The 25,514-nt window shown below is 72.2% G+C and carries 23 protein-coding genes; 10 read left to right on the top strand and 13 right to left on the bottom strand.

Going from position 1 to position 25,514, the window contains the following annotated elements; genetic code table 11:
• On the top strand, positions 1-1,260 hold a 1,260-nt coding region (locus MHY49_RS09735; RefSeq protein ID WP_239203799.1), incomplete at its 5' end, for a Dyp-type peroxidase.
• 304 nt (positions 1,261-1,564) lie between these two features.
• The gene (locus tag MHY49_RS09730) at positions 1,565-2,080 is read left to right on the top strand and encodes a ferritin (RefSeq protein ID WP_152352089.1); all 516 of its coding nucleotides are present in this window, start codon (positions 1,565-1,567) and stop codon (positions 2,078-2,080) included.
• A gap of 123 nt (positions 2,081-2,203) precedes the next feature.
• On the opposite strand, the gene MHY49_RS09725 is transcribed toward MHY49_RS09730, so the two are convergent.
• From MHY49_RS09725 to MHY49_RS09715, 3 genes are all read right to left on the bottom strand, one after another.
• Positions 2,204-2,971: an SPFH domain-containing protein gene (locus MHY49_RS09725; protein WP_239203798.1), complete on the bottom strand. Its 768-nt coding sequence runs from the start codon at positions 2,969-2,971 to the stop codon at positions 2,204-2,206.
• 373 nt (positions 2,972-3,344) lie between these two features.
• Complete coding sequence (locus tag MHY49_RS09720) at positions 3,345-3,794, bottom strand: hypothetical protein (protein WP_239203797.1); 450 nt, start codon at positions 3,792-3,794, stop codon at positions 3,345-3,347.
• Positions 3,791-4,228: a cupin domain-containing protein gene (locus MHY49_RS09715; RefSeq protein ID WP_239203796.1), complete on the bottom strand. Its 438-nt coding sequence runs from the start codon at positions 4,226-4,228 to the stop codon at positions 3,791-3,793. The genes MHY49_RS09720 and MHY49_RS09715 overlap by 4 nt, the downstream gene beginning before the upstream one ends.
• Before the next feature lie 199 nt (positions 4,229-4,427).
• Between MHY49_RS09715 and MHY49_RS09710 the strand changes: the two genes are divergently transcribed.
• Positions 4,428-4,934, top strand: a complete 507-nt coding sequence (locus tag MHY49_RS09710; RefSeq protein WP_239203795.1) for a hypothetical protein — start codon at positions 4,428-4,430, stop codon at positions 4,932-4,934.
• 11 nt (positions 4,935-4,945) lie between these two features.
• On the opposite strand, the gene MHY49_RS09705 is transcribed toward MHY49_RS09710, so the two are convergent.
• The 5 genes from MHY49_RS09705 to MHY49_RS09685 all read right to left on the bottom strand — a co-directional run bounded on the left by MHY49_RS09705 (position 4,946) and on the right by MHY49_RS09685 (position 10,565).
• Positions 4,946-5,728 carry a patatin-like phospholipase family protein gene (locus MHY49_RS09705; protein ID WP_239203794.1) on the bottom strand — a complete coding sequence of 261 codons (783 nt, stop codon included), beginning with the start codon at positions 5,726-5,728 and terminating at the stop codon, positions 4,946-4,948.
• Between the two features lie 46 nt (positions 5,729-5,774).
• Entirely contained in the window at positions 5,775-7,106 is a 1,332-nt protein-coding gene (locus MHY49_RS09700; RefSeq protein WP_239203793.1) for a glycoside hydrolase family 32 protein, read from the bottom strand.
• 108 nt (positions 7,107-7,214) lie between these two features.
• On the bottom strand, positions 7,215-8,156 hold the full coding sequence (locus MHY49_RS09695) for a glycine betaine ABC transporter substrate-binding protein (RefSeq protein ID WP_239203792.1): 942 nt from the start codon (positions 8,154-8,156) through the stop codon (positions 7,215-7,217).
• A gap of 43 nt (positions 8,157-8,199) precedes the next feature.
• Complete coding sequence (locus tag MHY49_RS09690; RefSeq protein ID WP_239203791.1) at positions 8,200-9,195, bottom strand: proline/glycine betaine ABC transporter permease; 996 nt, start codon at positions 9,193-9,195, stop codon at positions 8,200-8,202.
• The gene (locus tag MHY49_RS09685) at positions 9,192-10,565 is read right to left on the bottom strand and encodes a glycine betaine/L-proline ABC transporter ATP-binding protein (RefSeq protein WP_239203790.1); all 1,374 of its coding nucleotides are present in this window, start codon (positions 10,563-10,565) and stop codon (positions 9,192-9,194) included. The genes MHY49_RS09690 and MHY49_RS09685 overlap by 4 nt, the downstream gene beginning before the upstream one ends.
• Before the next feature lie 469 nt (positions 10,566-11,034).
• On the opposite strand from MHY49_RS09685, the gene MHY49_RS09680 reads away from it, so the two are divergent.
• Positions 11,035-11,433, top strand: coding sequence for a VOC family protein (locus tag MHY49_RS09680; RefSeq protein ID WP_239203789.1), 399 nt, complete (start codon positions 11,035-11,037; stop codon positions 11,431-11,433).
• A gap of 129 nt (positions 11,434-11,562) precedes the next feature.
• Here MHY49_RS09680 and MHY49_RS09675 read toward each other — a convergent pair whose 3' ends face one another.
• The gene (locus tag MHY49_RS09675; protein ID WP_239203788.1) at positions 11,563-12,396 is read right to left on the bottom strand and encodes a phosphosulfolactate synthase; all 834 of its coding nucleotides are present in this window, start codon (positions 12,394-12,396) and stop codon (positions 11,563-11,565) included.
• A gap of 86 nt (positions 12,397-12,482) precedes the next feature.
• Complete coding sequence (locus MHY49_RS09670; RefSeq protein ID WP_239203787.1) at positions 12,483-13,874, bottom strand: MmgE/PrpD family protein; 1,392 nt, start codon at positions 13,872-13,874, stop codon at positions 12,483-12,485.
• A gap of 451 nt (positions 13,875-14,325) precedes the next feature.
• Here MHY49_RS09670 and MHY49_RS09665 point away from each other — a divergent pair, with 451 nt between their 5' ends.
• The gene (locus MHY49_RS09665) at positions 14,326-14,994 is read left to right on the top strand and encodes a YceI family protein (RefSeq protein ID WP_370646083.1); all 669 of its coding nucleotides are present in this window, start codon (positions 14,326-14,328) and stop codon (positions 14,992-14,994) included.
• 133 nt (positions 14,995-15,127) lie between these two features.
• Here MHY49_RS09665 and MHY49_RS09660 read toward each other — a convergent pair whose 3' ends face one another.
• Positions 15,128-15,937: a DsbA family protein gene (locus tag MHY49_RS09660; protein ID WP_239203786.1), complete on the bottom strand. Its 810-nt coding sequence runs from the start codon at positions 15,935-15,937 to the stop codon at positions 15,128-15,130.
• A 169-nt stretch (positions 15,938-16,106) separates the two neighbouring features.
• Between MHY49_RS09660 and MHY49_RS09655 the strand changes: the two genes are divergently transcribed.
• Positions 16,107-17,936: a sodium:proton antiporter gene (locus MHY49_RS09655; RefSeq protein WP_239203785.1), complete on the top strand. Its 1,830-nt coding sequence runs from the start codon at positions 16,107-16,109 to the stop codon at positions 17,934-17,936.
• 19 nt (positions 17,937-17,955) lie between these two features.
• Here the strand turns inward: MHY49_RS09655 and MHY49_RS09650 are convergent, their stop codons facing one another.
• On the bottom strand, positions 17,956-18,567 hold the full coding sequence (locus MHY49_RS09650) for a LysE/ArgO family amino acid transporter (RefSeq protein ID WP_239203784.1): 612 nt from the start codon (positions 18,565-18,567) through the stop codon (positions 17,956-17,958).
• A 69-nt stretch (positions 18,568-18,636) separates the two neighbouring features.
• On the opposite strand from MHY49_RS09650, the gene MHY49_RS09645 reads away from it, so the two are divergent.
• A complete protein-coding gene (locus MHY49_RS09645; RefSeq protein ID WP_239203783.1) occupies positions 18,637-19,593 on the top strand; it encodes an ArgP/LysG family DNA-binding transcriptional regulator in 957 nt (318 codons plus the stop codon).
• Here MHY49_RS09645 and MHY49_RS09640 read toward each other — a convergent pair.
• Positions 19,590-20,225: a TetR/AcrR family transcriptional regulator gene (locus tag MHY49_RS09640; RefSeq protein ID WP_239203782.1), complete on the bottom strand. Its 636-nt coding sequence runs from the start codon at positions 20,223-20,225 to the stop codon at positions 19,590-19,592. The two genes, MHY49_RS09645 and MHY49_RS09640, sit on opposite strands and share 4 nt — an antisense overlap.
• A gap of 145 nt (positions 20,226-20,370) precedes the next feature.
• Between MHY49_RS09640 and MHY49_RS09635 the strand changes: the two genes are divergently transcribed.
• The 3 genes from MHY49_RS09635 to MHY49_RS09625 are packed head-to-tail and all read left to right on the top strand — an operon-like array spanning position 20,371 to position 25,404.
• A complete protein-coding gene (locus MHY49_RS09635; RefSeq protein ID WP_239203781.1) occupies positions 20,371-23,076 on the top strand; it encodes a hypothetical protein in 2,706 nt (901 codons plus the stop codon).
• Between the two features lie 49 nt (positions 23,077-23,125).
• On the top strand, positions 23,126-24,424 hold the full coding sequence (locus MHY49_RS09630) for an MFS transporter (RefSeq protein ID WP_239203780.1): 1,299 nt from the start codon (positions 23,126-23,128) through the stop codon (positions 24,422-24,424).
• Positions 24,424-25,404 (top strand): glycoside hydrolase family 130 protein, encoded by a 981-nt coding sequence (locus MHY49_RS09625; RefSeq protein ID WP_239203779.1) that lies wholly within the window; start codon positions 24,424-24,426, stop codon positions 25,402-25,404. The genes MHY49_RS09630 and MHY49_RS09625 overlap by 1 nt, the downstream gene beginning before the upstream one ends.
• Positions 25,405-25,514: the final 110 nt, after the last annotated feature.

Raw genomic sequence — 25,514 nt, 5'->3', positions numbered from 1 at the left:
CTGCTGGGCTACACGGGCGGGCGGGCCGCGGCTCCCCCGCCCGCGTCGACCCCTGATCCACTGGAGACCTCCCACCCGTTCCGCGGGGAGCACCAGCAGGGCATCGTCACGCCCGCGCAGGACTACCTGTTCACCGCCGCCTACGACGTCACCGCCACGAGCCTGGCCGGCCTGCGCGAGCTCATGGGCACCTGGTGCACGGCGAGCGAGCAGATGTGCGCGGGCGAGCTCGTGGGCGGGCAGCCGCTCGCGAACCGGCAGGCGGCCCCGCGCGACACCGGCGAGGCCTGGGGATATCCGCCCAGCTCGCTGACGATCACCGTGGGCGTGGGCCCGTCCCTGTTCCGCGACGAGGACGGCAGGGACCGCTTCGGCCTCGCCTCGCGCGCGACCGAGGTGCTCACCCAGGGGGTGCCGCGCTTCGCCAACGAGACGCTGCGCGAGGCCCAGTCCGACGGGGACCTCGTGGTGCAGGCCTGCGCGGACGACGCCCAGGTCGCGATGCATGCGATCCGCAATCTCACCCGTCTGGCCTTCGGATCGGCCGCGCTGCGCTGGACCCAGATCGGCTACGGCCGCACCTCCTCGACCTCGACCGCGCAGGAGACTCCCCGCAACCTCTTCGGCTTCAAGGACGGCACCTCCAACATGAAGGCGGAGGACGGCGCGGAGGCGCTGGCCGAGCACCTCTGGGTGGGAGCGGACGACGACGGCGCGGACTGGCTGCGCGGCGGCACCTACCTGATCATCCGCAAGATCCGGATGGAGCTCGAGGTGTGGGACCGTCTGCGCCTGATCGAGCAGGAGGAGATCATCGGCCGCGACAAGCGCTTCGGCGCTCCGCTGTCGATCACCGACCCGACCGCGGCCTCGCAGGAGTTCACGGCGCCGGACCTCGCGGCCGGAGGATCCGCCTCACCGCTGATCCCGACCGACGCCCACATCCGCATGGTCTCCCCCGACCAGAACGACGGGGCGCGCATGCTGCGCCGCGGCTTCAACTTCACGGAGGGCAGCGACTCGCTGGGCCGCATCAACGCGGGGCTGTTCTTCGAGGCGTTCGTGCGCGATCCCCGCACGGGCTTCTACCCGGTCCTGGACCGGATGACCAAGCACGACGCCCTCACCGAGTACCTCCAGCACGTCGCGAGCGGCCTGTTCGCGATCCTGCCGGGCGTCGCCGAGGGCGAGACGATGTTCGGGCAAGCCCTGTTCGGCGGTGACGGCGAGGTGTCCGACGGAGGTTCGTCCGACGGCTGAGGGCCTGTGTCCGGGGCGATCGAGGGGCTTCCGGCGGCCGACATCCCCTGAGCTCGCGCGACCCGCGAGTAGCCCTGGTCACACCCGTTCCCGCTGTCGGGTACCCGCGCGCGGTCCGGCCTGCGCCCCCGAGGCGCCGTCACCGCCCAACGGACCCCAGGATCTCTCCCTCACCTGCACCGATATCCGTCCCGCCGACTCCGGGAAGGGGCGCTGGTGCGCGCGACCAAGGCATACTGCTCGGCGACGAAGCCGAGCCTTCTCATGGCTGACAACGACGGATCGGGCGGCTAGTGTCAGCTCCATGAAGATGAGCACTGATCTCGAGAAGAAGTTCCAGGCCCAGATCACCCTGGAGCTCGCCGCATTCGCCACCTACCGTCAGCTCGCCGTCGAGGCGGACGAGCAGGACCTCCCCGGCATCGCCGCCTGGCTCCAGGCCCAGGCCGAGGAGGAGCTGGTCCACGCCAACAAGTTCATCGCCCACGTCTCCGACCGCGGCAACCACGCCCAGATCGGCACCATCGCCGCCCCCGAGGTCGCTCCCGGCCTCTCGGTGCTGGCGATCTTCGAGGCGGCCCTCGCCCACGAGGAGAAGGTCTCCGAGTCGATCCGCGAGCTCTACCGCTCGGCCGACAAGGAGGGCGACCTCGACTCGGTGCCGCTGCTGCAGTGGTTCATCGACGAGCAGATCGAGGAGGAGTCGACCGTCTCCGAGATCATCGGCCGCGTGAAGCGCGTGGGCGACGACGGCTCGGGCATCCTGCGCCTGGACGCCGAGCTCGGCGCGCGCACCCCGGCGGTCTCCGACGAGGAGTGATCGCTCCGCGATCGACGCCTGACCCGCTCGCGGCCTGAGCGGCCGCGAGCCGGACAGCCGACATCCGACGGCCCGGACACCCTGGTGTCCGGGCCGTCGTCATGTCCAGCGCCTGCTGTCGCCTCAGGCGTCGTCGCTCGTGCCGGTCCCGCTCACCGTGCCGCTCAGGCCCGGCAGCGTCCCGGCATCGACCTTGAGAGTCGCGCCGGCAGGAAGTGCCTCGAGCAGTCGCACGCCGGCCAGGATCGGGCTCCGTTCGAGCATCTGCGCGGCGGCGAGGCGGGCGCGGGTGGCCTTGACCTCGGCACGGGCACGCTCCATCGCGGTGCGGGAGGTGATCTGGACGACCTGCTCCTCCTCGCGCGCGAGTGCGACCTGGCGCGGGGCCGAGGCGTCCTTGAGGACCACCGCGACAAGCTCGAGACCCACCCCAGCGGCTGCCAGGCTCGCGGCGCGGCGCACGCCGTCGAGATCCACGCGACGCTGCAGGACGTCATCCAGGGGGACCGCGGCGACGGCGTCGCGCAGCGCGATCTGCACCGCGAGGTAGACCTCGGCGTCGGGATCCTCGGCGGCCGCGGCGAAGGCGACGGGATCGCCCACCCGCACGGTGACGACGGCCGTGACGTGCACGTCGATGCCCTCGGCGGCGGGGATCGACTGCGGGCTCAGCACGAGCTGGCGCCGGCGCATGTCGACCTGGCGGAACCGGTCCGCAGGGCGCGCGACCTCGCGGCGCGAGATCTTCTCGAGCCGCTCCCCGCGGGCGCGCACCACAGCGCTGCCGGGCACGGCGACGGGCGAGAGAAGCGCAGCCCGCTCCCACGTGGCGGAGCCCTCGTCCACGACGGCGAAGGCCGCCGAGGCGCTGCGGCGTCGGCTGAGGATCATGTCGCGTCCCTCCTGGAGTCCATGCTGAGGCTGAGTGTGTGCGGTCGTCGCCGGGCGCGGACGCGGAGGGACGGGGCCCCGGGGCGTCCCCTGCCGAGGCCGGCGCACCGGCGTGCACAGGATCGGACCCGGGCCGCTGGTCCGTTCCGCGGCGAACCCGCAGCCGGCGACGACCTTGTGTCTGGGGAGTCGAACCCCGGGCCCCGAAGGGCTGATGCCCGAGCAGCGCGGACCGGTCAAGACGCGGGACATCTGCGGAAGACCTCGATGCCGCTCCGTGCCCGATGCTCGCCACCAGTCTGCGGGCAGCACCTCGAAGGGCGCGAGCGCTTTTCCGGCGCGACACCGTCCGGGCGGAGACCGGTCGCTCCGTTCAGCCGGCCAGCGCGACCAGGTGCGCGAGCAGGGCGATGCCGCCGACCAGGAGGCCCACGAGCTTCAGCAGCTCGAGGGCGACGTAGGCATGGTGGGCGCGTGATCGCGGAGCGTCCTCGCCCGCGAGCACGGCGTTCGAGCGGCGGGTCAGGCGAGGCTGGACCACGGCCAGCTGGCCGATGAGCATGAGGATCGCGAGCACGAGTCCCGCCACGGCGGGCGCAGGGATGCCCGCGCCGGCCCCGAGCACCAGGCAGACCACGACCACCACGACGATCGCGATCTGCACGGCGTGCAGGACCCGGAAGACGAGCCGGCCGATCCCGAGGCCCAGGGCGAGGGTGACGCCCGGCGCCTGGAACTTCACGGGCGCCTCGATGAAGGAGAGTCCGACGATCAGCCCGATCCACACGAAGGTCAGGGCGAGGACCACGGCGAGCGCGCTCATGCCCGCTTCTCCTGCCCGGCCTCGGTGCGACGGGCGATCGTCAGGATCACCACGGCGTCCTCGAGGGCCACGAGATCGTGGCGCTCCTGCGGGATCACCAGCAGCTCCCCGGCCGAGAGCTCGAACGTGCGCTCCCCTGCCCGCATCCGCACCCGTCCCCGGAGGGTCTGCAGGGTCGCCTCCCCGGGGTTCTCGTGATCCGAGAGCCGCGATCCCTCGGTGAGGGCGAGGACGATCTGCGTGAGCACGCCCGGGCGTCCGGTTCCGTGCGCTGTCCCGCCATCGGCATGCGCATCGATGCCGTGGAAGGGTCGGCCGGCGCGGCCGCTGTGCGCCGAGGCCGCGGCGTCGAGCAGCTCGTCCGCGAGGTTTTCGAGGGAGGTGACGGGAGACGAGCCAGAGGCGGGATGGGTTGCGGGATCGGAGGCGTTCACGCCTCGACGCTACCGCGCGGGGCCCATGCGTGACCGGGACCGACGTCCCGTCATCACGGACGCGTGTCCATTTCCGCAAGTCACGCTTTGCGAAATTGCTGGCGACGTGGCTACGGTGGCGTCACCGCAGGGCGCAAGCCCTGCCCACCAGCCCGGCGGGCCGTCATCGGCGCCGGGGAGCACGAGTGCAAGGACTGACGTGGAGCACCTGCCGGACCGCTGCCTGATCCTCGGCGACGAGCATGATCTGGGGCTCATCTTCACGATGTGCCAGCATCTGAACGAGGATGTGGGCGGCGCGGTGGTCCTCGAGCTCTCGCGTGCCCGGCGTCCTCCGCTCGATCTCCCCGGCCGCATGATGCTCACGGTGCTGCCGCGCCTCGTGCCCTTCTCGGCCGAGTCGCTGTGGGGAGCGCGCGGTGCGCATCCCTCGGCCGCCCGTTCCCTGGGCCTCCCCGAGGCCTCCCAGCCCCGACCCGGCCCGGCCCTGCCGCGCGGCGAGCGCGCCGCCGCGGCGCTGAGCGCCTTCGCCGACGAGTGGCTCGTGCCCGAGGACCCCGCCGTGGGCGATCGCGCCCTCTGGGTGGGGATGGTCGGCGTCCCCGCCGTCGACGCCGTGTGCGAGCGCCTGTGCCGGACGGTCCCCCGCCTCCACCTGCATCGGCCGACCGTGGTGGCGGCCCCGGACACCGGTCGCCGTCACTGAGTCGGGTGCTCTCAGAGCCCGAGGGCGGGAAGCTGCTCGCGGGCGATGAGATGGCCGCGTGCGGAGATCCGCCCCGCCCGATGGAACGACAGCGCCGAGGCGCCGTCCCCCGTCGGCAGCTGCAGCAGCGCCACCTCGGGGTGGGCGGCCAGCACGGCCTGCTCGATGCCGTGCTGGGCGATGCTCAGGGAGTCCATCACGTAGCGCGCGGTGCGTCGCCGCGGGACGCCGGCTGCCCAGGGGTCCGAGGACGGAGGACCCAGCACGCTCACGGCGAGCACCCGCTGGGCCCGGGGATCGGGCTCCTCGGGCACGGGCAGCGGCTGCACGAGCGTGCCGTCCGCGAGCACCCGGCCGTCGATCTCGACGGGAGGGAGCAGGGCGGGCACACCGATCGAGGCACGCACCGCCGCTCGCAGCGAGCCGCTCTCGAACGAGACCGGGAGCCACGTGGCGACGTCGGTGGCGACCACGCGCAGGGGGAGGTCGAGCTCCTCGATGCGGCGCTCCCCGTAGAGCTCGGCGAGAAGGTCCTCGATGCGGCGTCCGCCCACCAGACCGGCTCCGTGCGCGTGCAGATCGACCAGGCGCAGTGCATCCAGCGGCCCCGCCCGATCCGCGAGCGCTTCGAGCGTGCGCACGCTCCCGGCGGCGACCGCGCCGGCGACGAGCGCCCCCATCGAGCAGCCGTGCAGCCGCACGATCTCGTGGCCGCGCTCGCGCAGTGCGCGCAGCACGCCGAGGTGCGCGAGCCCGAATGCCGAGCCGGCGCCGAGCACGAGTTCGATCCTCACACTCGCGAGGCTACCGGCAGCGGCCGGGGGCGCACGCGGTGGGCGCTCACTCCGAGGATGCGGGGATGCGCAGGCTCCAGGCCTGCAGCTCCTGGCCGCTGATCCGCAGCTGCTCGCCGTCGGCGAGGTGCACGCGGCGCGTGTGCGGCAGGGTGCGCTCCCCGATCGCCTCGAGGAGGCTGCCGTCGACGAAGATCCGCAGGGCGCCGTCGAGGGCGACGACCTCGTGGGAGGCGCCGTCCGCAGCGAGCACCTCCACGCGCGCCCCGTGGGGTGCGCGCACCTCGAGGCGCGGCGGCGCCCCGACCTGGACGGCGTTGCCGATCACGAGCTCCTCGCGTGCCCGCAGCGCGTCGATCTCCCGCGGCACCCGCGCGAGCAGACGGTCGTTCTCGAGCGCGAGCTCACGGGGGAAGGTGAGGCACCCGGCCCAGCCCTGGGCGTCGGCCTGCTCCTGGGTGCGCTCCTCCCCCTCCCAGGACCAGCCCCACATCAGCACGCGATCGTCCTCGCGGTCCTGCACCGCCTGCGGCGCGTAGAGATCGGGACCGGAGTCGATCGGCCCGCCGGCGCGGGCGACGAACCGCGGGAGCCCGCGCTCGTCCTGCTCGAGGGCGCCGACGAGGTGCACCGTGCGGGAGGTCCGCCCCTCCGCAGGGCCCCGGCGATCCCACAGGGAGAGCAGCAGCACCCAGTCGCCGTCCACCTGCACCAGCTGCGGGCACTCCCAGATCTCCGCGGGCGCGATCTCCCCGGCGATCGGGTCCTCCCCGGTCAACAGGGTGCCCAGCGGCTCCCAGCTCTCCAGGTCGTCGCAGCCGTACAGCAGCAGCGCGGGCGTCGCGGGGGCGGCATCGTCCCCGTCCGTCCCGGCGGCGTCGAGGATCCCGGCGCCCTGGACCGCATAGCGATGTCCGAAGGCCTCGAACACGAAGGGGTCGCGCACGCCCAGCAGGCGCAGGTCCTCAGGGACGTCCGCGACCACATGTCCGGGCTCGAGGATCTCGGTCATGTCCGCGCTGGTGCGCGCGAGCATCACCCGCGCGTGCTCGTCGTCGATGCCGTCGACGCCCGAGTAGACGAGGGCGGGCGCGTGGTCACGGGCGGGATCGAGGAGGGCGACCCCGCTCCAGCAGCCGCCCGCATCGGCCTCGCCGGGGCGGGGGCTCAGGCTGTCGGGCTCGGCGCGCCAGCTCACCAGATCGGGGGACGACATGTGGCCCCAGCGGATGTCCCCGTGCCGCGGCGCGGCCGGGTTGTGCTGGAAGTGCACGTGCCAACGGCCGTCCGTGCGCACGATCCCGTTGGGGTCGTTGATCCAGCCGCTCGGGTGCACGCGGTGCAGGGCGGGGAAGGAGGGATCAGGGGCGTCGGTCATGGAGGCACCTCGTGCTCGTGGTCGGGGCGGGCGTGGCGGGGGTTCGGACGGCGCAGGGCCCGCCGCCTCACGCATGAGGCGGCGGGCCCTCCGGGGCGTTCCCCCCGGTCAGCTCTTCTTGACCTCGGGCAGGACGTCGGGGTTGTCCTCGAGCCACTTCTTGACGGCGTCGGCCTCCTTGCCCTTGCCGTACTCGTTGACCACGAGATCCTCGAGGCTGTTGTACTGCTTGTCGTCGAGCTTGATGCCGCCGATGAACTCCGCGGCGTCCGCGAAGTCGTCGGCGAAGTCCTTCTTCCCCAGGAAGTGCAGGCCTTCCTTCTTGCCCATGGCCCCCTCGGGGTCCTTGAGGTCCTTCACGGGGAATGCCGTGTTGGCCCAGAAGGGGCGCCACAGGGTGACGACGATGTCCTTCTCCGCGTCGGTCGCCTTCTTCAGCTCGCTGAGCATGGCGGTCGTCGAGGAGGTGACGAGCTCGTACTCCTTGTCGAGGCCGTACGCGGGCATCGCGTCGTCCTTGACCACGCCGGTGAGGCCGGCGCCGGGCTCGATGCCGATGATCTTCCCGTCGAACATGTCGGCGTTGCCCTTGAGGTCGGCGATCGACTCGATCTTCGTGTACTTCGGGACGGCGATGGTGAGCACCGCGTTTCCGTAGTACGTGTCGAGGTCGTCGATGTCGTCGCCGTACTTGTCCATGTACTTCTTGTGGGTGACCTCGGGCCATGCCGACGGGTAGATGTCGATGTCGCCCTTGGCGAGCCCCGCGTACAGCGCCGCGGGCTCCTCGATCTCCTGGTGCTTGACGGAGTAGCCCATCTCGGTGAGGCGGTTGTCCAGCAGGTAGGCGGTGCTCAGGCCGTCCGTCCACGAGGGGACGTAGCCCATGACGATCTCCTTGCCGCCACTGTCGCCGGAGTCGCCCGAGTCGCCGCCGGTGGTGGCGTTCCCGGAGCAGGCCGCGAGGCCGAGTCCCACGAGGCCCGCGCCGCCGACGAGGGCGCTGCGGCGGGCGAGGGGGCGGGTGCTGAGGACGTGTCGTTCGTTCATCTCTGCTTCTCTCCTTCGGTCGGGATGTGGGATGCGGCGGGGATCAGGCGTTCGAGTCGGCCGATGCGGACGCGACCGCCGATCCGCTCGAGGCGCTCGGGGCGTTCGCGGAGGACGACGCCGCGGCGGCCGACGCGGACTTCTTCGCCCGGTTGCCGCGCGCCTTCCGCGCGAGCGCGATCAGGGAGCTGCCGTACTGGTTCGGCGTGCCCAGGGCGGCGGTGAGGCGATCGAGGAACACGGCGAGGAAGACGACGGACAGTCCGGCCTCGACGCCGAGCGGCAGGTCGAGGCTCGAGATCGCCTGGACGACCTGCTTGCCGAGCCCCGGAGCGCCGATCATGCCGGCGATGACGCCCATCGAGAGGGCGAGCATGATGACCTGGTTGACGCCGGCCATGATCGTGGGCACGGCGAGCGGCAGCTGGATGCCGCGCAGGATCTGCCAGGGGGTGGCGCCGAAGGCCTCGCCGGCCTCGACGGTCTCGCCGTCGACCTGGCGGATGCCCAGCTCTGTCATGCGCACCCCGGGCGGCAGCGCGAAGATGATCGTCGCGACCATGCCGGGCACCACGCCGATGGAGAACATGGTGACCGCGGGGATCAGGTAGACGAAGGCGGGCATCGTCTGCATGAAGTCCAGGATCGGCCTGACGATCGCGCTGACCACGCGGTTGCGCGCGGCGAGCACGCCCACTGGGATCGCGATCACCACGGCGATCACGGTCGCCACCAGCACCAGCGCGGTGGTCTCCATCATGTGCACCCACTGCCCCATGGACAGCACGAGCGCGAACATGATGACGGTGCCGATCGCGAACTTCCAGGAGCGCACGGCCCATGCGAGCAGGGCGCAGATGATGATCAGCGCGATCGGCGCGATCCCGGTGAGGGCGAGGGTGAGGTTCTCGACCAGGAACGTGAAGATCAGCTTGATGGCGTCGAACAGCCAGCCGACGTTGTCCGTGAGCCAGTCGATGGCCGACTCGACCCAGTCGCCGATCGGGATGGCGGGGATGATGCTCTCGTCGGGGTTCATCGGGCCTCCCCTCCCTGGTGCTCGGTCGTGTCATGCGCGCTGCGCGGGGCGCGGTCCGCGGCGTCTCCGAGAGTCGCCGAGGAGATCGTGCGGCGATCGCTCGCCACGGCGGCGGCGGGCGCATCGGGGCGCCCGCTCTCCCCCGTCGGATCCGGCGGTGACGGAGGCTCCGAGGGCGATCCGCGGTGCTCGTCGTTCGCGACGCCCGCGGCGGTCAGCAGGGTGACGCGGGGCACGACGCCCGTGAACTTCCCGGCGCCGTCGACCACCACGAGGGGGCTGAGGTGCTGGGCCGACGGCGCGAAGAGCTCAGCGATCGGGGTGTCCTCCCGGACCACGGGCATCTCGTGGACGCTCGACCAGGGCAGGTCCTCGCGCCCGGCGCTCACGGCGTCGGCGACGTCGTCCTCCCAGAGGACTCCGGCCGGCGTGTGGTCGCGGTTCAGCACCACGAGCCACGGGTTCTGGGTCTCGCGCATGAGCTTGTGGGCGGTGCGCGGGCCCTGGGCGGTGCCGAGCACCTCGGCGGGCTTCTCGAGGATCGCGCCGGCGGTCAGCACGCGGCTGCGGTCGACGTCCTGGATGAACTTCGCGACGTAGTCGTTCGCGGGCTCGTTGAGGATCTCCTCGCTCGTGCCCACCTGGACGATGCGGCCGTCGCGCATCATCGCGATGCGGTCGCCGATGCGCATGGCCTCGTTGAGGTCGTGGGTGATGAACAGGATGGTCTTCTCGAGGCGCTGCTGGAGGTCCACGAGCTGGTCCTGCATGTCGCGGCGGATCAGCGGGTCCAGGGCGCTGAAGGCCTCGTCCATCAGCAGGATGTCGGTGCCGGCGGCGAGGGCGCGGGCGAGGCCCACGCGCTGCTGCATGCCGCCGGAGAGCGCCGAGGGGCTGTAGCCGCCCCAGCCCTCGAGGCCCACCATCTGCAGAGCCTGCTCCGCCTTCTTCTCCCGCTCGGCGCGGTTCACGCCGCTGACCTCGAGCCCGTAGGCGGCGTTCTCGCCGACGGTCCGGTGCGGCAGCAGGGCGAAGTGCTGGAAGACCATGGAGATCCGCCGACGCCGCACCTCTCGCTCCTGCTTCGCGGACATCGTGAACAGGTTCTCGCCGCCGATCTCGAGGCTTCCGGCGGTCGCGGGCAGGAGCCCGTTGACCATGCGGATGAGCGTGGACTTGCCCGAGCCGGACAGCCCCATGACCACGAAGATCTCACCGGGCTCGACCTCGAAGGAGGCGTCGATGACGGCGGCCGTGAGGCCGTCCTCGCGCAACTGGTCGCGGGTGCTCCCGCGGCGCAGCGCATCGACGCCCCGCTGCGGGCGGCGCCCGAACACTTTGAAGAGACCGTCGGCTGAGATGACGGGCACTATCGACTCCCTCGTGTAGACGTCCGGCGAACGGCCAGGGGCAGGCAGATCGCTCCGGAACCGCGGTTCTGCGAGCGCTCGGAGCGATTCCTCCGCCTTCTCGAGCGCGCGAATGACGATTCTTCGATGCTGCGGCCGACCCTGACCCGACGTCCCATACTGGTCGCCTGACCTGCGGTTCTCAACCTCGCAACACCCAGGAACGCACGTCGCGTCCGATTTCCGGCGGATCCGGGTGCTGTGTCCGCAGATTTCGGACCGTGAATCCGACCCCCTCCCGGAACGCGCTCTGACCAGCACCGGCGCGGCCTTTTCGCGCATTCTCGGAGGGCGGTCTCCGGGCGCACTCATCACATTTGTGTCACGATCTCGATCCCGCCTCCGCGCTTGCGCCCCGCGCGAGGGTCCCGGATGCTGGAGTCCGGGGTCCGGGCCCGTCGGACCCCCTCGCATCGGGAGGCATCGCAGCATGCACATCACGAAGAGCTTCATGGTCCTGGACGCCGCGGACACCGGGACCGAGGCCGCCTTCTGGGCCGCGGTCCTGGGCGGCGAGGTAGAGGCCGGGCCCGACGAGGGTCCGTTCGCGCACTGGCGGGACGTCGTCGTCGACGGCCGCATCGCGCTGGGCGTGCAGCACGCCCCGGACCACGTGGCGCCCGAGTGGCCGGGGCAGGGTCCCGAGCGCCAGCGGATCCAGATCCATCCGGACCTCTACGTCGACCACGCGGACGCCCCGGCCGCGCTGCAGGAGGTGCTGGACCTCGGCGCTCGGATGCTCCAGCCGGCCGCGACGCCGCAGCAGGCGGGAGGCTTCCACGTCCTGGCCGATCCTGCGGGGCACCCGTTCTGCATCTGCTGGGAGTGAGGTCCCCGCATGCGGACGGGGGCGGGAGCCCCGGGCATCACGCCCGCTCCCGCCCCCGTTCCCGGGCGTCGCCTCCGTCCTCGGTACCGCGCCCGTCGTGGACGCCTTCTCCGTCTCAGGTGCTCCGTCTCAGGCGGGGTTGATGACCCGGCCCCATGTCGACTTGTTGCCCCAGATGTTCTGGCGCAGCCCCTCGAGCTGCAGGATCTGGGAGTGGTCGACGAAGAGGTTGACCTCGTTGCCGTAGTTCTTGACGTACCACTCGAAGACGGGCCCGTCGGCGGCCTCGAACATGACGTTCTCCATGCCCAGCCCGTTCATGATCGACGCGGCGGCGCCGGTGTTCCACTCGCGGACGTTCTCGGTGATGCCCTCGGACTCGATCATGATGATCTCCGCACCGGCGTCGAGGGCCCGCTTGCCGCGGTCCACGAGGTCGCCGATGTCCTTGGCGCCCTCGGCGGCCAGCTCGGCCTCGCCGGAGTCGCCGCCCGAGCCGATCTGGATGCCGAGCTCGGGCTTGGCCTTGAGCCCGGCCTTCACGACCTTCTCGACCAGGCGCTCGAGCCCTGAGGTGGGCAGCATGATGAAGCCCGTCGAGATCTCGATGACGTCGAAGCCGACCTCCTTCGCCTCCTTGAGGTAGTGGTCGACCGCGTCGTCCCCGTAGCGCAGCACGGTCTCGAGCCAGCCGCCCGAGGAGACGTAGGAGTCGTTCTCGTGGGCGATGTCGGAGAAGGCGCGCACCTGCTCCGGCGGGACCAGTGCGAAGGATCCGCCGGCCCACTTGATGCCGTCGACCCACTGGCCCGCCACGTCGAAGACGTCGCTCAGGTGGCGGGTGCCGAAGGTCGAGTAGTAGGGGGCGCGGATCTCGGTGAGGCCGACGGTGCGCGGCTTCTGGGGGCGCTTCGCGCGGGGGACAAAGTTGAACGAGACGTCGAAGGGGATCTGGTTGCTCATGATTCCTCCTGGAGTGAGAGCGGGGGTGTTCGTGGTGCGGTCGCGACGCGGGCCCGACGGGTCGGTCCCGGGAGCGGCCGACGGGGTCAGGCGCGCGTGCCGCGCACCTGGGCGAGCGCGTCCACGAGGTCGGCGACCTCGTGGTGCTCGAGGTCCTCGACGATCCCGGCGATGCGATCGCGCAGCTCGGCCGAGGCGAAGGGGGCGGTGAGCGCGTCGAACTTCTCACGCGCTCCGCCCCAGCTCAGGGGGTCGGTGTGGAAGCCTTCGTAGGAGTCCGCTGCGGAGCGGAAGACGGTGCCGTCCGCCAGCGTCACCTCGAGGTCGGCGGGCATGGCCTGCGGGAAGCGCGCCGAGAGCTCGTCGTCCGGGACGATCTCGACGAGCCGCATGAGGTCCTGCACGTCGTCGGCGAGGATCCGCTCGTGGTGGTACTGCGCGGGCGTGAGCTCCCCGTCCAGGAGCACCGCGGCGAGCATCCACGGCAAGGAGTGGTCGGCCTCCTCCTTGGTGCGCACGGTGCGCTTGTCGCCCTCCTCGCCGCCGCCGATGATCGAGTGGGCGACGTCGAAGGTGCGCAGGCGCACGCCGGTGATCGCGGAGGCGGAGAAGCCGTCCTGGGCGCGCACGTCCTGGGCGGCGTCGAGCGCGGACTGCGAGTGGATCTCCGCGTTGTGCTTCTTGATGATCGTGCGCAGCACGGACTCGAGGTCCTCGGCCTCCCAGTCGATCGAGAAGGGACCGGCGATGGAGTCCTCGAAGCCCTTGTTGCCCTCGAAGACCTCCTCCGGGCCCGTGATCCCACGCGCGGCGAGCAGCGCGGCGAAGGTCCCCTCCTTGGCGACCTGCGGGTAGGCGAGCCCCTTCCAGTGGCTGAGGTTCCCGGTGCGGGTGACGCGCAGGGCGTTGTTCGCGGTGCCGGAGATCGCGATCGCGTGGGCGATCTGCGCGGCGGGCAGGCGCAGGGCCTTCGCGGCGCCGGCGGCCGCCGCATAGGCGCCCTGGACGGTGTGGTCGAAGCCCTTGGCGCGCACGGGCGCCTCGTCGGACAGCCGGGTGTGGACCTGGTAGGCGACGGCGAGCGCGGTGAGCAGCTCCTTCCCGCTCGCGCCGACGGAGTCGGCGCAGGCCAGCACGGCGCCGAGGTTGTCGCTGGGATGGCAGGTCTCCCCCGGTGCGAGGTAGGAGTCCATGAAGTCGAGGTATCGCGAGAGGCCGCTGGTGACGAAGGCGGCACGGTCGGGAGCGGTGCGCCCGCCGCCGATGAGGCCCGAGCGCGGGGCGCCGCCGAGGTCGTCGACGAGCTCGCGGATCGCGATCATCGGCTCCGCGTCGAGGGCGCCGATCGCGACGCCGAGGGTGTCGAGGACGCGGATGCGCAGCTGCTCGGCGGCGGCCTCGCTGAGGTCCTCGTAGCGGGCGCGGTCGACGAACGCGGAGAGCTGCTGGACGCGGGTGGGTCCGGCGTCTGTGGTCATGAGTGGCGTCTCCCTTCCGGAGTGGACGGGCCGGCGCGCGAGAGGCGCCGTCGGCCGTGAACGAGCTTGAGGTAAGGCATGCCTTGCCTTCCTTCTGCTCACTATGACACCACGGAATTATCTTGACGTCAAGAGATCTCTGGACGAGGGGTCGCGGTGGAGGCCGAAGGGCCTCTCCTGCAGCCGGCCGACGTGCCGCCATGGCATGGTCATGGCATGCCGCATCGACGCGACATGCACCCGCCCTCTATCCTGGGACGAGTCCGGGCGTCCGTTTTGTCCCACCCGGGGCCGTGACGCCCCACCGCCCGAGCATCCGCATCCCGGCGCCCGGGACCGGCACCCATTCCAAGGAGCACCCCATGCCCCACCCGAACACCACCTCCTCGGCGCGCGCGACGGAGTCGTCGCGCCCGATCCCGATGGCATCCGAGGGGACGGTGGTCCGCTGATGTCCTCCCAGCTCACAGGCACCTGGACCGTCGACCCGGACCACTCGAGGATCGGCTTCTCCTCCCGCCACGCGATGGTCACGAAGGTGCGCGGGGCGTTCAACGACGTCGCCGGCACGATCGTCTTCGACGAGGAGGACCACAACCGCTCCCACGTCGAGGTCACCGTGCAGATGGCCAGCATCGACACCCGCAGCTCGGCGCGCGACGAGCACCTGCGCAGCGCCGACTTCTTCGACGTCGAGACGCATCCGGAGATGATGTTCCGCTCGAGCCGCGTCGAGGAGGTCGACGAGGGCGGCTTCATCGTCAGCGGCGACCTCACGATCCACGGGATCACCCGACCGATGAGCATCCCGCTGCACTTCGTGGGCGTGGACACCGATCCCTTCGGCAACCTGCGCGCGGGCTTCGAGGGCACGCGCCGCATCGACCGCCGCGACTGGGGCGTCACCTGGAACACCCCGCTGGACTCGGGCGGCCTGCTGATCTCCGATCGCATCAGCCTCGAGTTCGAGATGTCGCTCATCAAGCAGTCCGACGAGGTCTCCCCGGCTCCCGCGGCGGACGCCGCCCCCGTCGATGCCGATGCCGACGCCGCTGATTCCGTCGACCCCGCTGAGGGTGCCGCGGAGCTCGCCGAGGACGCCGCTCCCACCGACAGGTGACCTCCCGCTCCTGGACGCCGACGGGCCCGATCCGCACGCTGCGGATCGGGCCCGTCGTCTTCCGGTGGAGCCCGGCTCCGCAGTTCGCGTCGGCCTCCGCAGTTCGCGTCGGCCTCAGCAGCTCCCGTCGACCTCAGCAGTTCCCGTCGATGCCGCAGGCCTCGCCGCCGACGATGCCCGTCGACCCGTCGGCCGCACCGTCCTCGCCGAGCAGCCCGCGGGCGCGGCCGAGCTCCTCGAGGGCGCCGCGCAGCGCCTCGACCGGGAGCGCGCCCGGAGCGGCGTAGGCGTCGCCGAGGACCATGAACGGGACGCCGCGCGCCCCCATCTCGACCGCGGCGCGCACCTCCTCGTCGACCTCGGCGTCGTGGGCATCGGAGGCGAGGACCTCGCGCGCCGCCTGCGCATCGAGTCCCGCCGCGACGGCGTGCTCCACGAGCACCTCGTCCTCGAAGGGGTCGAGCTCGCCGCGGAAGTAGCCGCGCTGCAGGGAGAGGAAGAAGTCCTTCGCGGCCTCCTCCCCCGCCGCGGCTCGCACCGCCTGCAGCAGACGGTGCGCGGGACGCGTGCTCGCGACCGGCCGCTCGAGCGCGTAGTCGCGACCGAGCTCCCGGGCGAGCTGCGCGATCTGCTCCTCCATGCCGCGCACCTCCTCGGCGCCGCGGCCGGTCTTCTGCACGAGGTGGTCGACGTTCGTGGGCGACTGGCCTGCCGCGCGCTCCTCGGCGCGCGTGGGGGCCGACGGGTCCAGCTCGAAGGAGTGCGTGCGCACCTGCACCTTCCCGGTGAGCCCTGCCTCCTGGATGGCCTGCTCGAGTCGACCCTCGCCCACGTAGCACCAGGGGCAGACCACGTCGGTCCAGACATCGACGACGAGCGGCTGCTTCGCGCCGAGCGGGATGAGAGAGGGTGCGGCGGCGGGGGCGGACTCTGCAGGACTCATGACGGCTCATCTCCGAGAAGAGTGGTGTGGGAGCGCGAGGCGGCTCGATGCGCTCACGCTACGCTCGTGCCCGCACGTGCAGCGCATGCAGCCCGGGTGCTCTCCAGCACTCCTGGACGCGCCCGCCCGCTGCGAGATGACCTGCACGCCCGTCCGGACGGAGCCCGCCGTGACCCTCCCCATCGCCCTCGCGGTCGCCGCGATCATCGTGATCTGCGCGACCGACGTGATCGCGCCGCGCGTGCGGACCGCGGCGCCTCTGATCCTCGTGGGCATCGGGATCCTGGTCTCGATCGTGCCCGGGGTGCCCGCCGTCGAGATCGAGCCCGAGCTGATCCTCGAGGTGATCTTGCCGCCTCTGCTGTACGCCTCCGCGGTGCGGATGCCCGCGATCAGCTTCCGCCGCGACATCTACCCGATCAGCGCCCTGTCGATCATCCTCGTGATCACCTCGTCGCTGGCCCTCGGGGGCCTCTTCGCCTGGCTGGTGCCGGGCGTCTCCTACGTGTGGGGCGTTGCCCTGGGCGCCGTGCTGAGCCCCACGGACGCGGTCGCGACCTCGATCATCCGCGGCGGGCGCGTGCCCGGTCGGGTGGTGACGATCCTCGAGGGCGAGAGCCTGCTCAACGATGCGACGGCCCTGGTCATCCTGCGCACGGCGATCGTCGCGACGGCCTCCGGCTTCTCCCTCGCGGGGGCGCTGGGATCCTTCGCCTGGTCGCTCGTGGTCGCGATCATCATCGGCGCTCTCGTCGCGGCCGTGAGCTTCGTGGTGCGCAAGCACATCGAGAGCTCGACCGTGAACACCGCGCTCACCTTCACCCTGCCGTTCATCGCCTCCGTCCCCACGGAGATGCTGGGCAGCTCGGGCCTGGTCGCGGCGGTCGTCGCGGGCCTCATCACGGGCACTCTCGATCCGCGGGTGCTGCCGCCGCGCCACCGCATGTCCAGCGCGGAGAACTGGGCGAGCATCCAGCTGCTGCTCGAGGGATTCGTGTTCCTCACCATGGGTCTGCAGATCACGACCGTGCTCGAGGCGCTGCACGAGGACAGCCTGGGGATCCTCGCGGGCCTCGGCCTCACGGCGCTCGCGCTCGTGGTCACCCTCGCCGTGCGCTCGCTGCTGGTGCGCACCCTGCTCAAGCGGCTGCGCCGATCCCGCGTGCGCGGCGAGGCGATGAACGAGCGCATCGCCGCGATGCAGAAGATGATCGAGGCCGGCGAGGACATCCGCATGCCGCGGCGCGGCGGGCCCCGGCGGGGCGAGGCGGTGACCGTGAAGAACACGGAGCTGTTCGCCACGCGGCTGCGGCGGGCCCGCGCGGACTTCGGCTACTACTCCCGTCAGGATCTGGGGCGCAGCGAGGGCATCATGCTGATCTGGGGCGGGATGCGCGGCGCCGTCACCGTCGCGGCCGCCCAGACCCTGCCCGCCTCGGTCCCGCACCGTCCGCTGCTGGTGTTCATCGCCTTCGCGGTCGCGACGCTCTCCCTGCTGATCCAGGGCGGCACGGTCGGCAAGGTCGCCGGCCGCCTCTTCCCGGCCGGGGAGGCCGACGTCGAGGCCGAGGAGTTCGATCGCCGCCAGCGCGAGGCGATCTTCGACCTGCTCGCCGGCGCCGCGGCCGCCGCCGGAGGGACCAGCACGATCGGCACGGAGACCGTGGAGGACGCGAAGGACGCGGACGGCGTGGACTCGGACGGCGAGGGCGCTGCCGGCGAGCGGGCTGCCGACGCAGGCGAGGCCCCGGAGGACGAACCGTCCGCCGACGAGGCGGGACCCGACTCCGGTGCGTCCTCCACTGCGGCCGGTCACTCCGGGCGGCCCGGTCAGGGTCCCGACAAGGCGGAGATGCTGCGGATCCTCCGGGCGCAGCGCAAGGCCCTGCTGGATGCGCGCGACGACGGGCTGTTCGATGCGGAGATGGTCGAGCACGTGCTCGCGACGATCGACGCCGAGCAGATCTCGGTGGAGATGCGCGGCGCACCCGTCGACTGATCCCGCTGCCGCCCGGGCGTCAGCCGCCCGTCACCAGCATCACCGCGACGACGACCATCGTCACCGCGACCAGGGCGTCCAGCACGCGCCAGGCGCGGGGGCTCGCGAGCGGGCCGCTGAGCGCCCGGGCGCCGAAGCCGAGCGCCGAGAACCACAGGGCGCTGCCGATGATCGCCCCGAGGGCGAACTGCCAGCGGTCGCTCCCGTGCGTCGCCGCCACCGACCCCAGCAGGAGCACGGTGTCGAGGTACACGTGCGGGTTCAGCCAGGTGAGCGCCAGCGCGGTGAGCGCGACCGCGGTCGTCCCGCCGCGTCGGCCCGCCGGGCCCTCCGCCTCGAGCGCCTCGCCCGTCGGCCGCAGGGCCCGGCGCGCGGCGAGGAGCGCGTAGCCGACGAGGAACGCCGCCCCCGCCCAGCGCGCGACCTGCACGAGCTGCGGCGCGCCGGCGACCAGCAGGCCGAGCCCGCCGGCACCGGCGCTGATCAGCACGACGTCCGAGAGCGTGCAGACCACGACCACGGCGAGCACGTGCTCGCGGCGCAGGCCCTGGCGCAGGACGAACACGTTCTGCGAGCCGATGGCGACGATCAGTGCGAGGCCCGTGAGCAGGCCGTGGAGGGCAGCAGGCATCCCTCGACGCTACGAGCCCCGCACCTGAAGCACCAGCGAGGATTCCTGATGCAGATGTAGCGTTGCTTCATGAGCACCGATCCTCCGCGCGCGGCACCCGTGCGCATCGATCCCGTCCTCGCGCAGACGCTCGCCGCCGTCGTGGACGAGGGCTCGCTCGAGGCGGCCTCGCGGCGCCTGCACCTCACGCCCTCTGCGGTCAGCCAGCGCGTGCGTCAGCTCGAGCAGCAGCTGGGACGGCGCATGCTGGTGCGATCCCGTCCGGTGAGTGCCACGGGGGCCGGGCAGGCGGTGATCCGCTTCGCGCGCCGCCACGCGCTCATCGAGGCCGAGGCCCACGAGGCCCTCGGGCTCGACGGCGAGGCGCAGTCTCCCCGGATCTCGGTCGCCGTGAACTCCGATTCGTCGGCGACCTGGTTCATCGAGCCGCTGGCTGCGTTCGTCGCCGCGCACGACGTCCAGGTCGAGGTGCTGCGCGAGGACCAGGACGCGACCGCGCGCCTCCTCGAGAGCGGCGCCGCGATGGCCGCCGTGACCTCTTCCTCGCTCGCCTCTCCCGGGTGCTCGGTGACGCCCCTGGGCAGCCTGGTGTACGAGGCGGTCGCCGCGCCGCAGTGGTGCGAGCGGTGGTGCGAGCAGTGGTCCGCGGGATCCGCGACCCTGCGGGAGTCCCGGCCCCCGTCGGCCGACGTCCTCTCCCGCGCCCCGCGCATCGACTTCGATCGCACCGACCAGTTGCAGGCGCAGTGGCTGCGGGCGCACGGCGTCGACCCTGCGGACGCCCCGCGACACTTCGTGCCCTCGACGCATGACCTCGCGAGCGCGGTCGTGGAGGGTCTCGGCTGGGCGATGATGCCGCTGCAGCAGTCGGTCCCCCTGCGCGAGGAGGGCCGTCTGGTCCCCCTGGGCGGTCCCGAGGTGACGACGCCGCTGTACTGGCAGGCCTGGCGCACGCCTCCCGCCCTGCTGCGGGATCTGGGGGAGCACGTCGAGGCCGCGGCTCGCCGGGAGCTGCGAGCGGGCTAGCCCACGTCGGCGTCTGCGTCGGCGTCGATGCCGGCGCCGGCGTCGGGGAGGAGGACGCTGCCGTCCGTGAGCAGCCGCGCGAGGTCGCGCGCGATCTCGCGCCCCGGGGTCGCGCCGTCGCCGTCGCGCCAGAGGTCGGCCGCCGTCTCCGCGACGAGCACCGCGAGGCGCGCGGTGAGCACGATCCGCGGCGTCGTCGGCTCGGCGCCCGTGCGCCGGCCGATCTCGTCCGCGAGCCTGCGTCGCTGCTCCGCCAGGAGGTCCCACACCCTGGCCCGGGCGGGCGGCGACTGGTCGATGATCGCGCGCAGCTGGCGGCGCTGCTCCCTGTGCTCCCGGTCCTCCGGCTCCAGCACGGCATCGATCGCCTGCATGAGCGCAGTCTCCGGCGGGAGCGTCGGCGAACAGCCCTCGAAGGTCTCCGCGAGCTTCTCGATCGAGGTCGCGAACTCCGCGAGGACGATCTGGTCCTTGCTCGGGAAGTAGCGGTAGAGCGTGGCGGGGTGCACCTCCGCCTCGGCGGCGATGCCCTCCATGGTGGTCCGGTCGTAGCCCTGGGACGCGAACCGCGCGAGGGCGACCTCCACGATCCGCTCCCGCGTCTGCTGCGCCTTGCGCTCTCGAAGTCCCACGGCCGCAGTCTACGAACCGCGAGCGGGAGGGCCGCGAGCACGGAGCGCGGACGGGAGGACATCCGGCCTTGCCCCGCCCGAGATCGTGCAATACTCTCGCTTTTGCGAGTCACTCGCATTTTTTTCGACGGAGGAGCGAACGACGATGCGCGGACCTGTGCAGACCACCGAGACGATCACTCCGATCGAAGGCGCACGGTTCACGGGATCGGACCCCGCCGTGCCGCCGAGCGCCCTCGACCCCGACCTCGGCGGAGAGGACTGGCTCGATGCCGGCTTCCCCTTCGAGGTGCACGACGCCCTGCACCGCGCGCAGCGCATCGACCACCCGTACGTCGCGGAGAACTCCGAGCAGCTCGGCTGGATCCAGCAGCGCGCGTGGTGGCTGCGCACCACGATCCCCGCGACCGACCGGGAGACGGGACCGGGCGCCGAGCGCCTCCTGCGGATGCGCGGCCTGGACCTCGCGGCGACGCTCTGGCTCGACGGAGAGCGCGCGGCGACCCATGCCTCGCTCTACCGCGATCTCGAGATCCCCCTGCCCGCGGGCCCGGACGGACCCCACGAGCTGCTGATCCGGATCGATCCCCCGCTGTGGGGGCTGGAGGCCCCGCAGGGTCCGCTCGACACGGCCCGGCGGCTCGCCCGGGCGATGGGCCGCGATGTCCCCGATGACGGCGGCGACAGCGACGACGGCGACGTCCAGGGTCTGTTCGGCGATCCCCGCACCGTGCTGCGACGCAAGCCCGTGGTGCACTTCGGCTGGGACTTCGCGCCGCGACTCCCCTCGATCGGCGTGCGGGCCATCGAGGTCGTGGAGCGGACCGAGCGTCGGGTCCTCGGCATGCGCCTGCGCACGCTGGGCCTGGACGAGGACGGCACGGCCGAGGTCGACCTGATCGCCCGGACCACGGCCCCGGGAGCACGGGTCGACTTCGAGCTCGCGCGGCCCTCCGGCTCCGCCTGCTCCACCGCAGTCCTGTCCGCGCACGCGATCTCCGACGAGGACGGCGAGGCGCGCACACGCCTCCGCATCCCCGCCGCCGACCTCTGGTGGCCCCATGACCTGGGTGAACCCCATCTGCACACCCTCACCGCCGCGCTGTCCGACGCCGCGGGGCGAGCCGACGCCACAGGGCGGGCCGACGGCGCGGGTCCGGCCGACGTCACGGGCCTGACGCGGCGCGTCGGCATCCGCACGATCGAGCTGGTGCGGGAGGACGCGGGCGACGGCCACCGGGCCTTCCACCTCGCGGTCAACGGCACGCGCGTGTTCGCGCGCGGGGCGAGCATCGTCCCCGACGACATGCTGCGCCCCGATCCGGCCCGTGAGCGCCGCCTGGCGGCGCTCGCCCGGGAGGCGGGCATGACGATGCTGCGCGTCTGGGGCGGAGGCGGGTACGCGGGCGACGCGCTCCTCGATGCCGCGGACGAGCTCGGCCTGCTGATCTGGCAGGACGCGCCGTTCGCCTGCAGCGACCAGGTGGAGTCCGCCGACTTCCTCGCGGAGGTGGAGGCCGAGATCCGCGTCCAGGCCGCCCGTCTCGCCGACCACCCGTCCCTCGCGCTGCTGACCGGGGGCAACGAGGTGCTCGCGCTCCATGAGCTCGCGCACGGCTCCCTCGAGCACGGCCCGTGGGGGTGGCACATCGTCCGCGAGCTGATCCCCCGTGTGCTCGCCGAGATCGCGCCGGAGGTGCCGTACTGGCCGAACTCGCCCTACGGGGAGGACGATCCCGCCGGTGTCAACGGCGTCGCCGACGGCGATCGCCACGCCTGGGAGGTCTGGCACGGGCTCCCGCTGGGGGCCCCGGATCCCGATCAGCACGCGAGCTTCGGGGAAGCGGCCCACTTCCGCCGCTACCGCCACGACACCGGTCGGTTCATCAGCGAGTTCGGCATCCTCTCCGCCGCCTGCGCTCCCACTCTCGAGCAGGTCATCCCCCGCGAGCACCGACGGTTGGACTCCCCCGTCCTGCGCTCACGGATCCGGGACGAGCCGAAGGACAAGGCGCTCGCGATCCTCGACGTCGAGACCGGCGTCCCGCGCACGTTCGCGGAGTACGTCCGCACCACCCAGGCCCTGCAGGCCGAGGGCATGAAGTACGGCATCGAGCACTATCGGCGGCAGGAGCCGTGGACCAGCGGCACCCTGGTCTGGCAGCTGAACGAGCCCTGGCCGGGGATCACGTGGGCGCTCGTCGACCATGCCCTGCGCCGGAAGCAGGCGTTCCACGCGGTGCGCAGGGCCTTCGCCCCCGTGATCGCCTCCTTCGAGGACTCGGAGGGCGTGCTGCGGCTGTGGGTCGTCAACTCGACGCCCGAGCTCGCGGACGTGCGCCTGCGCGTGCGCCTCGAGCGGGCCGACGGGACCGTGCTGCTCGAGGACGAGGCAGCGGGCTCGGCCCCGGCCCACGGCGCCGCCGTGCTGTGGACGCTTCCCGCATCCTCCACGGCGTTCTTCGCCGAGGGACCGCACGTGCTCGACCCCGGGACGATCGCCTGGGTCGAGGACGCCGGGGGCTCCACGCGGCTCCCGGCCAACCGACTGCTCGGGGGCGCCCTGAAGGACCTGCCCCTCCCCTTCCCCGACGTGCGTCCACGAGTGCTCGAGTCCGCCGGCGATCGTGCGCGTCTGCGTCTGGAGGCCCGCACCCTTGCCCTCGGGCTCACCGTGACCCTGGGCGCGGACGACGTCCAGGCCGAGGACAACGCCATCGATCTCGGGGCGGGACGCGTCCGCGATCTCGAGATCCGGGCGCCTCGACTGCACTCGCGGCTCGACGAGCTGCTCGTCAGCGCGTACACCCCGCCGGGATCCACCGCCGCGCTCTGGACGCCGGAGACCTGAGACGTCCCGATCCACCGCTCATCCCACGAGGCTTGATGAGGAGCCCGCCATGCCCACTCCACCCCGTCCGCCGTCGGACGCGCCGCCGCCGTCCACATCCACGCCCACGTCCACGTCCACGTCCACCGAGGCGCGCCCGCGCACCGCACTGCGGGAGACGCTGGGCATCATCGGCCCGCTCGTGCTGGTGTTCAACCTCGGATGGTCCGCGACCAACAACGCCGGCGGCGCATACCTGCAGGCCGCCTCGGACGCGATCGCGCCCGGCGATCCGATCGGCTTCTACACGACGGCCTCTACGGTGGGCGCCGTGCTCGCGGCGATCACCATCGTCATCACGGGCACCCTCTCGGATCGCACGCGCAGCCGCTTCGGGAAGCGGGCTCCGTGGATCGCCGGGGGCGCGATCATCGGCTCCCTGTCCCTCATGCTCACCGGAGCGAGCAGCTCACGGGTCCTCGTCGTGATCGGCTGGGCCCTGTTCCAGATGTCGATCAACGCGATGATCGCCGCCGTGCTCGCCGTCGGCCCTGATCACCTCGTCCCCAGGATCTTCGGGCGCATGTCGGGGCTGGCCGGGCTGGGCGTGCTGCTGGGCACGGTAGCCGGCGGCGTGCTAACCGCGGTGTTCATCACCCGCCCGCAGCAGGGCCTGCTCGCCGTGCCCTGGATCATGCTCGTGGTCTGCGTGGGGGTCGCCGTCGCCCTGCCCCGGCGCTCGAGCATCGACGAGTCGCGGCCCGCGGGCGGAGCGCGGGGCTTCCTGCGGGCCCTCGTCCCTCCCGCCGATCTGCAGTACTGGCTGGTGTTCGCCGGCCGCTTCCTGTTCGTGCTGGCGCTCTACATGGTCGTCCTGTACCAGGTCTTCATCGCGAGCGACTACATCGGGCTCGGGCGGCAGGCCGCAGGGAACCTGATCGCCACGGCCTCCGCGGTGCTCGCGGTCTGCGCCGGAGCGGCCACGGTGATCGCGGGTCCGCTCTCGGACCGGCTCGGGCGCCGTCCGTTCGTGATCGCGGCCCCTCTGCTCACGGCGGTGGCCGTGGTGCCGCTGATGGCGTTCCGCACCCCATGGGCGTTCCTGGCGTTCTTCGCACTGGGCGGCATCGCCTACGGGGCCTACCTCTCGGTCGACGCCGCGCTGATGCTCGACGTGCTGCCCGACCAGGACCACGTCGCCAAGGACCTCTCCGTCCTCAACGCCTCCAACACGCTCCCCGCCGTCTTCGCCCCGATCGTCGCAGGCTCCCTCTCCTCGGCCGTCGGGTACGAGGCATCGTTCATCGCAGTGGCCGTGACCTGCGTGGTCGCGGCTGCCTGCATCATTCCCGTCAGAAGGGTCCGCTGATGTCGCACACCTCTCCCTCCGCCCCGGCGGCGGTCTTCCCGCTCGGTCCGTTCACCCCCAGCGCGCACAATCCGATCCTCGAGCCCCGCGGGGACGGCTGGGAGTCCGCGAACCTCTACAACCCGGCGGCGATCGTCGTCGAGGACGAGGTGGTCCTTCTGTACCGGGCGCACGGCGAGGACCTGGTCTCCCGGATCGGCCTCGCCCGCAGTCGCGACGGTCTGGCCTTCACCCGCGAGGAGGAGCCCGTGCTCGTCCCCGAGCACGACTACGAGTCCGCCGGCTGCGAGGACCCGCGGATCACCCGCATCGACGGGACCTTCTACCTCACCTACACCGGCTATGACGGCCATCGCGCGCAGCTCTGCCTCGCGACCTCGAGCGACCTCCGCACCTGGGAGAAGCACGGACCGCTGTTCCCGCAGTTCAACACGTGGGGAACCCTCCCCTACGGCCCCGACGGGCCCTGGTCGAAGGCCGGCGTGATCTGGCCCGAGCCGATCGACGGGGTCTATGTCATGTACTTCGGCGAAGGTGCGATCTACGTCGCGACCAGCACGGATCTCCTGCACTGGACACCGTGCGCCCAGGACCGCCCCATCCATCGGCCCTCCGCGGACCCCTCGCGGTTCGACGCGACGCTGGTGGAGATCGGAGCCCCGCCGGTGGCGACCGCGGAAGGGCTGCTCGTGCTGCTCATCAACGGCGCGGTCGCCCACTCGCCGCACGAGGTCGACTACCGCTGCGGGCAGCTCGCCGTCGCCCAGTCGGATCCCACGCGGGTGCTCGCGCACACCGATGTCCCCTGGCTCCGGCCCACCACCCCCGCCGAGACGCAGGGGCTGGTCCCGAGCGTCACGTTCGTCGAGGGGCTGGTCCATTTCCACGGACGCTGGCTCGCCTACTACGGCCAGGCGGACACGCGCCTGGCCGTCGCGATCCATGATCCGGCGCAGGACTCCTATCGCCCTCACGACTGACCGGGCAGCGCGTGGAGCGCGCTCCGTCGGACCCCTGTGCGCGCGTACGCTGGCCGGGACGACCCGATGCTGCGCGCCCGCGCGTGCCGGAGCCCCGCGGCTCGGTTCGG

Source organism: Brachybacterium sp. ACRRE (assembly GCF_022346485.1).
Classification (GTDB): Bacteria; Actinomycetota; Actinomycetes; order Actinomycetales; family Dermabacteraceae; genus Brachybacterium; species Brachybacterium halotolerans.
This window is presented reverse-complemented; position numbering and strand designations above follow the sequence as displayed.

Bases quoted from the DNA above. Each gene is read 5' to 3' on its own strand.
- MHY49_RS09675 (WP_239203788.1), bottom strand. From the start codon at position 12,396: ATGAGCAACCAGATCCCCTTCGACGTCTCGTTCAACTTTGTCCCCCGC.
- MHY49_RS09700 (WP_239203793.1), bottom strand. From the start codon at position 7,106: ATGACCGACGCCCCTGATCCCTCCTTCCCCGCCCTGCACCGCGTGCAC.
- MHY49_RS09635 (WP_239203781.1), top strand. From the start codon at position 20,371: ATGCGCGGACCTGTGCAGACCACCGAGACGATCACTCCGATCGAAGGC.
- MHY49_RS09720 (WP_239203797.1), bottom strand. From the start codon at position 3,794: ATGAGCGCGCTCGCCGTGGTCCTCGCCCTGACCTTCGTGTGGATCGGG.
- MHY49_RS09660 (WP_239203786.1), bottom strand. From the start codon at position 15,937: ATGAGTCCTGCAGAGTCCGCCCCCGCCGCCGCACCCTCTCTCATCCCG.
- MHY49_RS09645 (WP_239203783.1), top strand. From the start codon at position 18,637: ATGAGCACCGATCCTCCGCGCGCGGCACCCGTGCGCATCGATCCCGTC.
- MHY49_RS09730 (WP_152352089.1), top strand. From the start codon at position 1,565: ATGAAGATGAGCACTGATCTCGAGAAGAAGTTCCAGGCCCAGATCACC.
- MHY49_RS09725 (WP_239203798.1), bottom strand. From the start codon at position 2,971: ATGATCCTCAGCCGACGCCGCAGCGCCTCGGCGGCCTTCGCCGTCGTG.
- MHY49_RS09670 (WP_239203787.1), bottom strand. From the start codon at position 13,874: ATGACCACAGACGCCGGACCCACCCGCGTCCAGCAGCTCTCCGCGTTC.
- MHY49_RS09625 (WP_239203779.1), top strand. From the start codon at position 24,424: ATGTCGCACACCTCTCCCTCCGCCCCGGCGGCGGTCTTCCCGCTCGGT.
- MHY49_RS09680 (WP_239203789.1), top strand. From the start codon at position 11,035: ATGCACATCACGAAGAGCTTCATGGTCCTGGACGCCGCGGACACCGGG.
- MHY49_RS09650 (WP_239203784.1), bottom strand. From the start codon at position 18,567: ATGCCTGCTGCCCTCCACGGCCTGCTCACGGGCCTCGCACTGATCGTC.
- MHY49_RS09665 (WP_370646083.1), top strand. From the start codon at position 14,326: ATGTCCTCCCAGCTCACAGGCACCTGGACCGTCGACCCGGACCACTCG.
- MHY49_RS09690 (WP_239203791.1), bottom strand. From the start codon at position 9,195: ATGAACCCCGACGAGAGCATCATCCCCGCCATCCCGATCGGCGACTGG.
- MHY49_RS09630 (WP_239203780.1), top strand. From the start codon at position 23,126: ATGCCCACTCCACCCCGTCCGCCGTCGGACGCGCCGCCGCCGTCCACA.
- MHY49_RS09695 (WP_239203792.1), bottom strand. From the start codon at position 8,156: ATGAACGAACGACACGTCCTCAGCACCCGCCCCCTCGCCCGCCGCAGC.